The sequence below is a fragment of the Caballeronia sp. SEWSISQ10-4 2 genome, assembly GCF_030464885.1.
GTDB lineage: Bacteria > Pseudomonadota > Gammaproteobacteria > Burkholderiales > Burkholderiaceae > Caballeronia.
Genome location: NZ_JALPRJ010000014.1, coordinates 14835 through 28112 on the forward strand (window position 1 = coordinate 14835; position 13278 = coordinate 28112).

6 protein-coding genes and 1 pseudogene are annotated in these 13278 nt (G+C 61.5%); 5 read left to right on the plus strand and 2 right to left on the minus strand.

Annotation, left to right across the window (positions count from 1 at the left end):
• Positions 1-71: 71 nt before the first annotated feature.
• The 3 genes from M0D69_RS11795 to M0D69_RS11805 all read left to right on the plus strand — a co-directional run bounded on the left by M0D69_RS11795 (position 72) and on the right by M0D69_RS11805 (position 9094).
• On the plus strand, positions 72-6269 hold the full coding sequence (locus M0D69_RS11795; protein ID WP_301782199.1) for an ESPR-type extended signal peptide-containing protein: 6198 nt from the start codon (positions 72-74) through the stop codon (positions 6267-6269).
• Between the two features lie 100 nt (positions 6270-6369).
• Entirely contained in the window at positions 6370-7176 is an 807-nt protein-coding gene (locus M0D69_RS11800; RefSeq protein WP_301782200.1) for an OmpA family protein, read from the plus strand.
• Positions 7177-7297: 121 nt separating this feature from the next.
• Positions 7298-9094, plus strand: a complete 1797-nt coding sequence (locus M0D69_RS11805) for a tetratricopeptide repeat protein (protein WP_301782201.1) — start codon at positions 7298-7300, stop codon at positions 9092-9094.
• A gap of 23 nt (positions 9095-9117) precedes the next feature.
• Here M0D69_RS11805 and M0D69_RS11810 read toward each other — a convergent pair.
• Positions 9118-10679, minus strand: a pseudogene (locus M0D69_RS11810) (methyl-accepting chemotaxis protein).
• Between the two features lie 182 nt (positions 10680-10861).
• Positions 10862-11476 (minus strand): glutathione S-transferase, encoded by a 615-nt coding sequence (locus M0D69_RS11815; RefSeq protein ID WP_301782202.1) that lies wholly within the window; start codon positions 11474-11476, stop codon positions 10862-10864.
• Positions 11477-11631: 155 nt separating this feature from the next.
• On the opposite strand from M0D69_RS11815, the gene M0D69_RS11820 reads away from it, so the two are divergent.
• Both M0D69_RS11820 and M0D69_RS11825 read left to right on the plus strand, forming a co-directional pair.
• On the plus strand, positions 11632-12525 hold the full coding sequence (locus tag M0D69_RS11820) for a LysR substrate-binding domain-containing protein (RefSeq protein WP_301782203.1): 894 nt from the start codon (positions 11632-11634) through the stop codon (positions 12523-12525).
• A 49-nt stretch (positions 12526-12574) separates the two neighbouring features.
• The gene (locus M0D69_RS11825; protein WP_301782204.1) at positions 12575-13198 is read left to right on the plus strand and encodes a trimeric intracellular cation channel family protein; all 624 of its coding nucleotides are present in this window, start codon (positions 12575-12577) and stop codon (positions 13196-13198) included.
• Positions 13199-13278 lie beyond the last annotated feature (80 nt).

The following is a 13278-nucleotide window of genomic DNA, read 5'->3' on the forward strand; positions in this document are numbered from 1 at the left end:
CTGACATATATGTATAGTTATCCTTATGAAAGATTAGGGGTAGGCGCTAGCAATATAGAACAGGAAAAAACATGAACAAGGTATATCGGTCGATCTGGAATAAGGCGCTAGGTGCCTTTGTGGCTGTATCTGAGTTATGTGTGGCGCGGAGTAAAGGCAGGGGTGGGGCGACGCTGGTTTCTTCCGGGGCACATTCACGCAAGGACCACAGTGGAAGTTTCGGTGATCGTGGGTTGAAGCGCGTCCCTAAAAAACATCTCGCTGTTTTGTTGACGTGTATTTTTGTTACCGATGCGTGGGCACAACTCGCTGGCGGGACTGCGACAGGATCTGGTTCATTAGCGGCTGGCCCGGGATCGACAGCGTCAAATACACGCTCCGTGGCTTACGGCAATACCGCAACTGCAAGTGGCGTGGATGCCGTCTCTATGGGGGTCTTTTCAGTGGCTTCCGGAGGTCTGGCAACTGCAATCGGGCAGGCCGCTACTGCGTCAGCAACTAATTCACTCGCCCTGGGCTGGACTGCGGTGGCGTCCGGTTCTAACGCAATATCGATTGGTGAGTTCTCGTTTGCAGGCAATAGCGGCGCTGTTTCCGTTGGACCGGGCGCCTCCGCATCTGGCTTGCTTGCTGTTGCGCTGGGCGACCTTGCCCTCTCCACCGGCACGTCTTCGACAGCTTTGGGCCCGGGCGCCACCGCCTCCGCCGATAATGCAGTGGCACTTGGTCTAAATACCCATGCCTCCGGCGTTTCCGCGACGGCTTTAGGCGCTGGCAGCTCCGCCACAACAAATGCAACGGCCGTTGGCATCAATGCTTTCGCGTCGGGTTCTAACAGCGTGTCAATCGGTGCGGGCGCGAATACGACCGGCGCGCAAAGCTCGGTATTGGGTCAAGGTGCAACGGCAAATCAGGCTAATACGACGGCAATAGGCAGCGGTGCAAGCACGACTGCAGCGGGGGCATCAGCTTTGGGCGTTTCAGCCCAGGCAACCGGTGCCAGTTCCCTGGCGCTCGGTAGTGCCGACTCGACCGCTGAGGGCGGTGCAGGGACGCCGGTTGCGGCCGCTGCTCCAACTGCCTCAGGTATTCGCGCCATCGCAATCGGGGCAGGTGCGAGCGCCACCGGGAGCTCGTCGATCGCCGAAGGCGACGGTGCGTCGACAGGTGCCAACATCAACACAATAGCGATCGGGACTACGGCGAAGACGGCTAGTGCCGACGCCATCGCGATTGGCCTGGGTGCCTCCGCCTCGGGAGGGCAGGCGGTTTCGCTTGGTACCAACAATGTCGCTGGAGGCCTCAACTCCGTGGGTGTTGGCGCGTCGTCAACAGCAAATGGGCAAAGTGCAATCGCTGTCGGCACCAGTAACAGCGCTAATGGAGTCAGTGCTGTTGCCATAGGTACTCTTGCCACCGCATCGAGCTTTGCTTCTATCGCGATTGGTGGAAATGGCTCAGGTGGCCCTGTCGTCTCATCGGGTGTCGGCTCGATCGCGTTGGGTTCCAGTGCATCTGCGTTTAACAATTCCGACGCTGCGTTGGGGCTCGGCGCTATCGCGGGAGTATCCGGATCGACGACGGTAACCAGGGATACGGCTGTTGGCGTATCGGCACAAGCGACGGGCGGTCAGGCATTCGCCGGCGGTAATGCTGCCACGGCATCGGGAGCGTCTGCGGTTGCCTTGGGTAACGGAGCCCAGGCCACGGGCGGCAATTCGATAGCCCAGGGCAGCGGAGCCAAGGCAAATTCGGCCGGCGCGGTAGCGATCGGCCAGACGGCAACGGCGACGGGAGGCCAGGCTGTGTCGATCGGTGTTGCCAATACTGCTAGCGGCAATGGTGCAGTAGCCATCGGCGATCCGAACTCGGCGACCGGTACCGGTGCCATAGCGATGGGCGCGAACAATACGTCCAACGGCCAGGGCGCAATTGCGCTTGGCAATGCCAACACATCGACCGGTCAGGGCTCCGTCGCACTTGGCAACACGAGCAACGCGGCGGCAGCCGGTGCAGTGGCCCTGGGCGATACTGCGGTGGCCAATAACACCAACGACATAGCGCTGGGTTCGCATTCGACTACGGCAGCGCCACACACGGGGACGACTGCCCAGTTCGGCGGGACAGCAGCCGGTGTAGAGGCGGCTGCTTCGACCAATGGTGTGGTGTCGGTGGGTGCGGCGGGCACTGAACGCCAGATCCAGAACGTGGCGGCAGGCGTGATTTCGGCTACCAGCACCGATGCGATCAATGGGTCGCAGTTGAACTCGGTAGTCACCGGCGTCAACAGCTTAGGTGCGTCAACGGCGGCAACGCTGGGCGGCAGCGCCACCTACAGTTCGGCCACAGGCAGCATCACCGGCTTCAGCCAGCCAATCAACAGTGTCAGCAGCACGGGTGCGGTGGGCGCAACCAGTGCGCAGACCACAGTGTCCGGTGCGCTTTCAGCGCTCAACACGAATGTCGACAACACCGCGAATATCGCGGTCAAGTACGACGCAGCAGGCGGTAACACGATTACCTTGGGGGCGACCGGCGGTGCAGGCGCGCCGGCGGGCGGCGTCACGATCACCAACCTGGCCGCGGGAGTCAATCCAACCGATGCGGTGAACGTCAGCCAGTTGACCAGCTCGACCACCTCGGCGGCAAATAGGTGGATCACCGGTAACCCGAGCACATACACGGCGCCGGCGGCTGCCGGTACGAACAGCACTGCGGTGGGTTCGGGTGCGGTCGCCAACGGCGCGGGCGATGTCGCGCTCGGTAACGGCACCACCAGCAACGGCGCGGACGCGACCACCACCTACACGACGGCCAATGCCGTAGTGAACGGCCAGACTTTCACCGTGAACCAGGCTCCGGCCAATGGTGCGGTGGCGGTCGGGCAGCGCCAGATTACCCAACTGGCCGATGGTGAGGTGAGCGCCACCAGCACCGATGCGGTGAACGGCAGCCAGTTGTACAACGTGGGCCATACGCTGAGCGGGCAGGTGACCAACCTGGGCAACAGTGTGGCCTCCAGCCTGGGTGGTGGCAGCACCTATGACACCACGACCGGTACGGTAGCCACCAGCCTGAGCTATGGCGGTAACACCTATACCTCAGTGCAGAACCTGGTCAACGCCGTGACCGGTGGTGGTACCGAACTGGGAATCAAGTACTTCCACGCCAATTCCACCGCCGCCGACAGCCAGGCTACGGGTGCCGACAGCGTTGCGATTGGCCCTCTCGCGGTCGCCAGCGGAGCGAGCAGTCTCGCAGCGGGTAATGGCGCAAGCGCGCAGCTGGCTAACTCCCTCGCTCTTGGCGCGCAGTCCAGCGTCTTGGTAGCGGGAGCCGTGGCCATTGGCTCCGGATCGGTGTCCGACCGCGCGGTTCTCTCCGGGGTTGGCTCCATCGCCAATGGCAGCCACGCGATTCCCTTCAACACGTCGGATCGAACCTTGCTCGGCGCAGTGTCTTTCGGCAGTGCGACCGCCAACACATATCGCCAGCTGACAAACGTCGCGGACGGCACGCAGGCGCAAGATGCGGTCACCATCAGGCAGCTTGCTGGTGCGCTGTCATCTTTCGCCGTTACCGGACAGCTGTACTTTCACGCGAATTCGACTGCGGCCGATTCGTTGGCCGTGGGAGCGCAGTCGATCGCAGTCGGGCCGACGACCGTCGTCAACGGTGACAACGGCGTAGGTATCGGCAACGGGGCAGTGGTCGATGCGACGGCGCCCGGCGGCGTCGCCATGGGGGAGCTGGCGCATTCGGCGCAAGCGGACGCAATCGCGATCGGTAGCGGCGCGGTCGCAAGCGGCGCGCAGTCACTCGCGCAAGGCGTGAACGCGAGCGCGGCTAACGCAGGCGGCATTGCCTTGGGCTCAGGTGCGCAGAGCAGCGCCACGGACGCCGTGGCGCTTGGCGCAGGGGCGAGTTCGACGTTCGCCAATAGCGTGGCGCTGGGCAGCGCTTCGACCACGGCTGCGGCGGTAGCGACCACCGGCGACACCATCAACGGCACGGCATACACGTACGCCGGTACGGCCCCGACGAGCACGGTAAGCGTGGGCAGCGTGGGCAACGAGCGCACGGTGACCAACGTGGCGGCAGGCCGGGTGAGCGCCACCAGCACCGATGCAGTGAACGGCTCGCAGTTGTATGCGACCGATCAGGCGGTCAACAATCTGTCCACGACCGTAACCGCCAATAAGGCGCACTACTACAGCGTCAACGATGGCGGTACCCAGAGTGCTAACTACGCCAACGACGGTGCTACCGGCACCAACGCACTTGCGGCAGGCGTGGCCGCCAGCGCGGCAGGTGCCAGCAGCACGGCCCTGGGTCAGGGCGCGGTGGCAAATAACGTCAATGCCGTTGCGCTCGGCAGCGGTTCGACCACGGCCGCGGCGGTGGCGACCACTGGCGACACCATCAACGGCACCGCATACACGTACGCGGGTACGGCACCGACCAGCACGGTAAGCGTGGGCAGCGCGGGTAGCGAGCGCACGGTGACCAACGTGGCAGCAGGCCGGGTGAGCGCGAGCAGCACTGACGCGGTGAACGGCTCGCAGTTATACGCGAGTGACCAGGCGATCAACAGCTTGGCGACTACGGTGGCCGCCAGCAAGACGCACTACTACAGCATCAACGATGGCGGTACGCCAAGCGGCAACTACAACAACGACGGCGCCACGGGCACCAACGCACTGGCGGCCGGCGTGAACGCCGCGGCGAGCGGAGCAGGCAGCTTTGCCGGCGGTAACGGCGCGCAGGCACAGGCGGACAACGCACTCGCGCTTGGGTCGCAGGCAAGCGCTTCGGTGGCCGGAGGCGTCGCTATCGGCTCGGGATCGGTGTCCGATCGCGCGGTCCTGTCGGGCATTGGTTCAATTGCGAATGGCACCCATGCGATTCCCTTCAATACCTCCGATCAAACTCTGCTAGGGGCGGTGTCCTTCGGCAGTGCTAGTGGAAATGCGTATCGCCAGCTGATCAATGTCGCCGACGGAACGAAGGCACAGGATGCGGTCACCGTCAGGCAGCTTGCCGGCGCTCTGTCGTCGTTCGCCGTAACGGGGCAGTTGTACTTTCACGCGAACTCGACAGCGGCGGACTCGTTGGCGGTGGGCGCGCAGTCGATCGCAGTCGGGCCGACGACCGTTGTCAACGGTGACAACGGCGTAGGTATCGGCAACGGAGCCGTGGTCGACGCGACGGCGCCCGGCGGCGTCGCCATGGGGGAGCTGGCGCATTCGGCGCAAGCGGACGCAATCGCGATCGGTAGCGGCGCGGTCGCAAGCGGCGCGCAGTCACTCGCGCAAGGCGCGAACGCGAGCGCGGCTAACGCAGGCGGCGTTGCCTTGGGCTCAGGCGCGCAAAGCAGCGCTATCGATGCGGTCGCTATTGGCGCAGGGGCGAGTGCTTCTCTCGCAAACAGCGTGGCGCTTGGTGCGGGTTCTGTCACGACTGTCGGGGCGTTGAGCAACTACATCGCGTACGGGCTTAGCACCCCGCAGTCTTCGGCGGGTGAAATCAACGTGGGTAACCGGCAGATTACGGGCGTGGCTGCCGGCAAGGCCGGCACCGATGCGGTGAACGTAAGCCAGCTTGACGCGGTCAGCACGCAGTTGGCCACCCTGATAAATAATCAAAATGGGGGCGGCGGTGGCTTCCCGTCCACATCGGGTTCTTCGACTCCACCCGCGTCCACCGGATCGAATTCGTCGGCGGGCGGACAGGGCGCGGTCGCTTCCGGCTCTAACAGCACGGCGGTGGGTAACACCTCCACAGCGTCCGGTAACGGATCGACTGCGGTGGGTCAGGGAGCAACGTCAACTGGTAGCAACTCCGTTGCGATCGGCACAGGTAGTAACGACGGAGGACGCGCTAACGTGGTTGCCGTGGGAGCGGCCGACGCGCCACGACAACTTATCAACATTGCCCCAGGAACAGGCGGCACGGACGCGGTCAATCTGAATCAGTTAAATGCTGGCGTCGCGCAGGCAAACAGTTACACGGATAGTCAGATCCAGGGGCTCCGGCGTGACGCGGATGCGGGCGCAGCAACGGCGATGGCCGTCGCCGGATTGCCGCAACCGTCCGGTCCCGGAAAGAGCATGGTGTCGATCGCGGGCAGCATTTATCGAAGCCAGTCTGGACAAGCACTCGGCATCTCCACGATCTCGGAAAACAACCACTGGATCTACAAGGCGGCGGTGTCGACGAACACACGCAACAACTACGGTGCGGTCATCGGCGCAGGTTACCAATGGTGATCACGAGAACGCGACTTCCGATGGACATCCGTACCCGTACAGCTATGCAACTTCGTCGTAACTGCTGCCAGCGTATAGCGGATGTCCTGCCAATCATTCGATGCGAGACACAGAAATGAAAAATCAAAGAGTCCTTGCGATGTTCTCCAGTTTTTTCGCGGCAGTGATGCTTGGCGGCTGTACGACCGCCGAATCGCCTCCGAAGTTTCCAGATCCTCAATCAACGACGCTGACAGACGGTACGTTCGTCAACGTGAACAATCTGCGCAACGTCGGCCCCGGGCTGACCAAGGACCAGATGGTCGACCTGCTGGGGCCGCCCCATTTCCATGAGGGCATCGTCGCGGTTCATGTGTGGAACTATCTATTCAGTTTTCGTCGCGGCAATGAGACGGTCACTTGCCAGTATCAGGTTCAGTTCGATAGCCATATGAAAGTGAGCGGCGCCTATTGGCGTGACCCATCCTGTGCTGGCTTTCTTGAGCCAACGGCTTTTGCAACGTCCGCACCCGTTGAGGGGGAGACGAAGCCGATCGAGCAATTTACGCTGCAAAGCGACACACTATTTGCATTCGATAAATCGAGTCTGGACTCTATGCGGCCAGATGGAAAGGCAAAGCTCGACAAAGCAATCGAGCAAATCAAGACTCACGAAGGCGTGAGCGAAATCACCGTGGTCGGCTATACGGACAGGATTGGTTCCGTGGCCGTCAACCAAAGTTTATCGCTTGCACGAGCGAATACCGTACGCGCCTATCTCATTGCACACGGGCTGGATGGCAGTCTTGTCCATGCGCAAGGTGCGGGCTCCAGTCGGCCGATATCGCATTGTCCGGATGGATCTTCGCGTGAAGTCATCGACTGCCTGCAGCCGGATCGACGAGTGTCGATTGTGGTGAAAGGGTGACTGCAATCGATGAGTGAATTGATTCATCGATCGAACCGGTTCGGACTTGAACTGTTTGCTGCGTTGGCAGAAAATCTGAGCGGCATTTAACTCCTGCTCGACGTCTCAAGCCATCTTTCACATGTCCACCGCCATGGTCCTCCACGACACTCCGTTCTTGCGTATTCAGCAGCGCCTGGCCTGCGGCGATCTGATTACAGCGTCGCAGGAAATCGAGCACTGGCTGAGTCTGCAGCCCCACGATGCCGGCGCACTTACAACGTGTGCACATCTGCTGCGGCTACGCGGGCGCTATCAGGATGCAGCCGCGATGCTCGATCGTTCGTTGGCCGTGGCGCCCCGCTTTGCGCCGGCGCTGGTCGAAATGGCCCGGCTTGCGCGCAAGCAAGGGCAATTGAAGCGTGCACACGAATTGTGGGAGCAGGCTTGGCGCATCGAGCCGGAGGCTGGAGACTGGATGGGAGAATGGGTCGAACTGCTGCAGCACCTGCAAAGCCACCCACTGACCGCGCGAATCGCCGAAGCGTGGTGTGAACTGCGTCCCGATTTGCCGGACCCGTGGTTTCAACTTGCGCTCGCGCATCAGCAGAACGGCTCGACGTCGAGCGCACTCGATGCGTACAGGCGCGTGTTGGCGTTGAACGCGGACTACCCGATGCTGCGCAATAACCTGGCCGCACTGCACTATTCGATGCAGGACTATCAGATAGCGCTCAGGTTTTGCGAGGATGCGATTCGTGCCGATGCCAACAACCATCTTGCCTGGACCAACGCAGCGTCGATCTGGCTGAAATTGCGTGAGCCCGGGTTTGCCTGTATCGCAGCGGAACGCGCGTGCACACTGGCCCCCAATTACTTGACGGCGCTGATGGCGCTGATCAACGCGCTCAAGGAACTACAGCGCCCGGACGAGGCGCTGGATATTGCGTTGCGGGCATCACAGTTTGCTCCGGCCGACACAACAGTACAGTGGGCGCTCGCGATGCTGCAATTGCAGCGGGGCGACTATCGTAACGGCTGGGCGAACCACGAGGCGAGATGGGCGGGTTCGCCGGAGCTGAACGGCGCGAAGCGTCTGGATCCGGACAGGCAGTGGCGCGGTGAGGATCTGACCGGGCGCACACTGTTTGTCTGGGGCGAACAGGGGTTCGGCGACGCTCTGCAGTTCGCACGCTTCATTCCGGAAATTGCGCGGCGCGTGCAAGAACGCGCGAAACTGATCTATTGCGCCTTCGCGCCGCTATCTGAATTATTCGAGCGCAGTCTGTCTGACCACGAAGTCGACGTCGTGCCTCACGATACAGCCCGGCTACCCGACTTTGACTTTCATATCCCGGTCGGCAGCCTGCCGCTCGCGCTTGGCGTCACGCTGGACAACCTGCCGGCACCGTCCTCTTACGTCGTCACTGACGCCCGGCGCACAGCGTACTGGCGCGAGAAGCTGCAACGTGGCAGTGGTCTCAAAGTCGGGCTCGTCTGGAGTGGCAGTCGTACGCACCAGCGCAATCCGCTCCGTTCGGTGCCACCCGCGCTCTATGCGCGCGCGTTTGGCTCGCTGTCCGGTGTCGAGTTTTATAGCCTGCAGATCGACGGCGCAGACGAAGTTGCGGCGATGGCGTCCGACGGACTGGAGGTTATCGACTGCACGAAAGAGCTCAAGTCGTTCGACGAATCGGCGGCGCTCGTCTGCGATCTCGATCTGGTCATTACTGTGTGCACATCGGTTGCTCATCTGTCGGGCGCACTGGGTGTGCCTACATGGCTACTGCTCGACGTCAACCCGCATTGGGTGTGGATGCTTGGGCGCGACGACAGTCCATGGTATCCGTCGATGCGGATTTATCGGCAGCGACAGTACGGTGACTGGCTGCCAGTGCTCGAACAGGTTAAGGCAGATCTCATGGCGATGAACTCATAGTGAAACTGGCGTGAACACCGGTCTCACACAGTCCCGACCGTAAACAGCCGCATGGCGTCATCGAGTACATCTGCTCGTTCGGCCAGGCGCTGCGCAGTCGCCGCAGCCTGCTCGACCGGTGCAGCATTCTGCTGCGTCGAGCCATCCAGATGCGCCACCGCTTGGTTCACCTGGCGAATGCCCTCGGCCTGCTCGCTGCTCGCATTCGCCACCTCGCCGATGATCGTCGAAACGCGCTCCACGGCGGCATCGATTGCATGCATCTGGCTGGTCGTGCGCGACACCAGGTCAGTCCCTTCCGCGATCTGCGCAACACTCGTTTCCACCACCGCCTTGATTTCCTTCGCCGACGCCGCGCACCGTTGTGCAAGGTTGCGCACTTCGGTCGCGACCACCGCGAACGAGCGGCCGGCTTCGCCGGCGCGGGCCGCTTCCACCGCGGCGTTCAGCGCCAGGATGTTCGTCTGAAACGCGATGCCGTCGATCACACCGGTAATGTCCGCAATACGCTGCGACGCCGTGTTGATGCCGGCCATCGTCTGCTCCACCTGGATCGCGATCTTGCCGCCGTCACTAGCCGCCGCCTGCGCGTCTTTCACGAGGTCCAAAGCGCGCACGCTCGCGTCCGCGTTGCCCTTCACCGTGGCCGTCAATTGGTCCATGGTTGCGGCGGTCTGTTGCAACGATGCCGCCTGCAACTCAGTTCGACGCGACAGATCCATGTTGCCGCTGGAGATTTCCCGCGTGGCGTCCATTACCCCGCCAATCTGTCCACGCACGTCCAGGACGATGGCGGCGAGGTTTGCCTTGAGCTGGTTCAGGGCGCGTTGGACATCGCCGAGATCGTCGCGAGCGCCGGGTTCCATCGCTCCCGTTAAATCGCCAGCCGCCATTCGCACGGCGAAACCGGACATGGTGCGCACGGGTACCCCGACATGACGCGAGACGGTCGCCCAGCCGAACGCGCCGATCAGGGCGCTCACGCCGAACGCTATCCACAAGGGCAGGGGCAGTAACCCCTGGTACGCGATCAACCCGGTCGCAAGCACCGCCAGCGGGCCGGCCGCATAGCCAATCGCGATGCGTGACGCCACCGGCATGCGCGACAATTCCCCGAGTTGCCTGCCAGTCCGGTCCGTACGAGCGCGCCCTCTCTGAGACCCAGCGAACCCATGGCACCGGCACGAATCCGCCCATACAACTTGGATACGCTCTCAACTTCGTCGCGGCCCGGCTTCACGCGCACGCTTAGATAACCGACTGCCTTGCCATGCTCGATGACAGGCGTCACGTTTGCACGGACCCAGTAATGGTCGCCGTTCTTGCGACGGTTCTTGACGAGGGCCGTCCACGGACGACCCGAGCGAATCGTCGTCCACAGGTCGCCGAAAGCTTCGCTTGGCATATCGGGGTGACGAATCAGATTGTGGGGCTGGCCGATCAGCTCTTCTCGTGAATAGCCCGAGACTTCGACAAAGGCGGGATTGCAGTACTTGATGTTGCCGGAAAGATCCGTGGCAGAAACGAGCATGTCCGCTGCCGGGAAGTCGTACTCGTGCTGCGTGACGGGCTGGTTATTTCGCATTCGTTGTGTCCTTTCTTCAATCTGGAACGTGACGCGAGAACTTGTTTCGCGTCACCAGGACATAACGGCGGTTAACCACTTCTACATTAGGGTTTTTATGCTTAAAGTAATCTGTGTTACGCGGTGGCGAGGGCAGTGTCAGTTGAATCGTGGACTAGGCAGCAACGATCCCTCGCCGGCGTTCACTCAGGCGGCGTGCTGACAAACGCTGGCAGTTGCTCGGCGAAAACCGAGAACGATTGCAGGTTCGGATACTCCCCCGCGATAACAATCTTCGGCACCATCATCTGGGTAAATCTCCAGGCGACCGCGACGGTCACGCCCGCTTGCCCAAGCCGGCCAGCGTCCACGGACAGGGTGCCCGACGCCAGTTCGGTTTCAAGCCCGGCGTGCGCGGCAAGCAATTGGGCGCTGACGCGATCGACCCATGGCTCGTGCTGTTTTTCTATCGGACGCAAGTTGCGTTCATAGACAATCTGAACCGCCTTGTCACACGCGGCCAGCGCCAGACCAGTCAGCCTGGTTGCGCGCAAACGTTCGTCCGCGCGCTGTGGAACCAGCGTCGCGTCTGACCCGACAAGGGACGTCACATAGTCGAGGATCAGCGTTGAATCCATCAGGCTTTGACCATCGTCGAGGATCAAGGTCGGTGCTTTCACGACGGGGTTGAGCTTGCGGAATTCTTCAAAGTCACTGAATACGGAAACAGGGCGATGCTCGAAATCGAGTTCGAGCAGCTTGAGGCAAATGGCTACCCTGCGCACATAAGGCGAGTCCAGCATTCCGATCAGTTTCATACGCTTCCCGTTAGAATATCTATCATGCAGCCGTGTTCGCACGCGACGCCTCGCATGCTTGTTCAAGGATATAAAACGGCTTATTCCGTCAGATTAGCATTTAGCCGACGTATGAAAAGCGACATAAACAAACGTCTTCCGTAAGAAAAACTTACATGAAAAATATCCCGCCTCTAACTGCGCTCAGATGTTTCGAGGCGGCTTCCCGGCTCGGTGGCGTCACGCTCGCCGCGCGCGAACTCCACGTCACGCATTCGGCGGTCAGCCAGCAGATCAGGATTCTCGAAGACACCTTGGGGATTGCGCTCTTCGTGCGCGAAGCCAGGGGTTTGCGCTTGACGGAAGAAGGGCGTCTCTATGCGCTCGAAATACGCTCGGCACTTCGCGACATCGCAAACGCGACCCTTCTGGCCCGGGCCCGCCCGCAAGAGAGCGAACTGGTCATTGCGACGCTGCCGTCGTTTGCCCTGTATTGGCTGCTGCCTCGCCTTGTGAACTTCCGCGAACGCCATCCGTATTATCGCGTTCGCTTGCAGACAAGTCTTGAGATACAGGACGTGCGGCATGGACTCGCCGACGTCAGTATTCGAATGGGCCAAGGGCACTGGCCTGAACTCGCCCAGAAGGCGTTATTCAGCGACGAACTGCTGGTCGTGGCTTCTCCGCATTTCAACGGAGGTAAGCTTCCTCGCTCCGCTGAGGAGATCGTGTCGTGTCCGCTGATAAGAAGCTCCGATGCACCGTGGACCGACTGGTGCCAGGCGGCAAACGTGCGCGAGCCCGTCAACGCGGAAGGGCTGTCCGCAAACGATTCGAATATCGTGCTGGGTGCCGTTCTGCTCGGGCAAGGGATTGCGCTTGAGCGGCGCACGCTCGTGGCCGATGCGATTGCTCGCGGCGAACTGGTTCAGATTACCGATATACACGTGCCGTACCCGTATCCGTATTGGCTCGTCTGGCAGCAGCGTGAGGTGCTAAGCGTCAAGCAGACGCATTTCATGGAATGGATCGGCACGGAGGTGAAGCGATATCTGGACCGTGCCGGTTGAAGGCGCTTTTTCCTCAATGCTCGGGGATTACCAAACGCAGACTTGAACGATGAAGAAAATCGAAACAATAGTACTGGTAGCCGATCTGGCGGGAACAGCCGTCTTCGCCGCCGAAGGCGCGATCTCCGCGATGCAGAGCGGGCTCGACTTGCTCGGAGTGATGGTCTTGTCGTTTGTCGCCGCGCTTGGCGGCGGCGTGATTCGCGATCTGCTGATCGGTGCGACGCCACCTAATGCCGTGCGCGACTGGCGCTACCCGGCGCTCGCTTTCCTCACGGGCTTGCTGACTTTCGTCTTTCACAGCGAAGCACGCAATCTCTCGGCACCTTTGCTCATGGCGCTGGATGCAGCGGGGCTTGCGTTATTCGCTGTCGCGGGCGCGCAGAAAGCGCTGAGCTACGGCATAGGGCCTTTTATATCGACGCTGATGGGAACGATCACCGGCGTCGGGGGCGGCGTAGTACGCGACATCCTGCTGGCTCGCGTACCCATGGTACTGGTCGCCGATATCTATGCGAGCGCCGCCTTCGTGGGAGGGGTCGTGCTGGTCGTCGGCCGCCGGTTCGGTCTTTCACCCATGGCGGCCGCGCTCTTGAGCGGCGTTGCTTGTTTCACCTTGCGGGTGGCTTCCGTCACGTATGGGTGGCAATTGCCGAAGGTCGCGCACTGGTGAAGACGGCGATTTTCGGCCAAACCGGAAGCAATCGTGATCGCCTTCGCCTCAATCTTAGATCAATCGCCTCATTCTTGAAT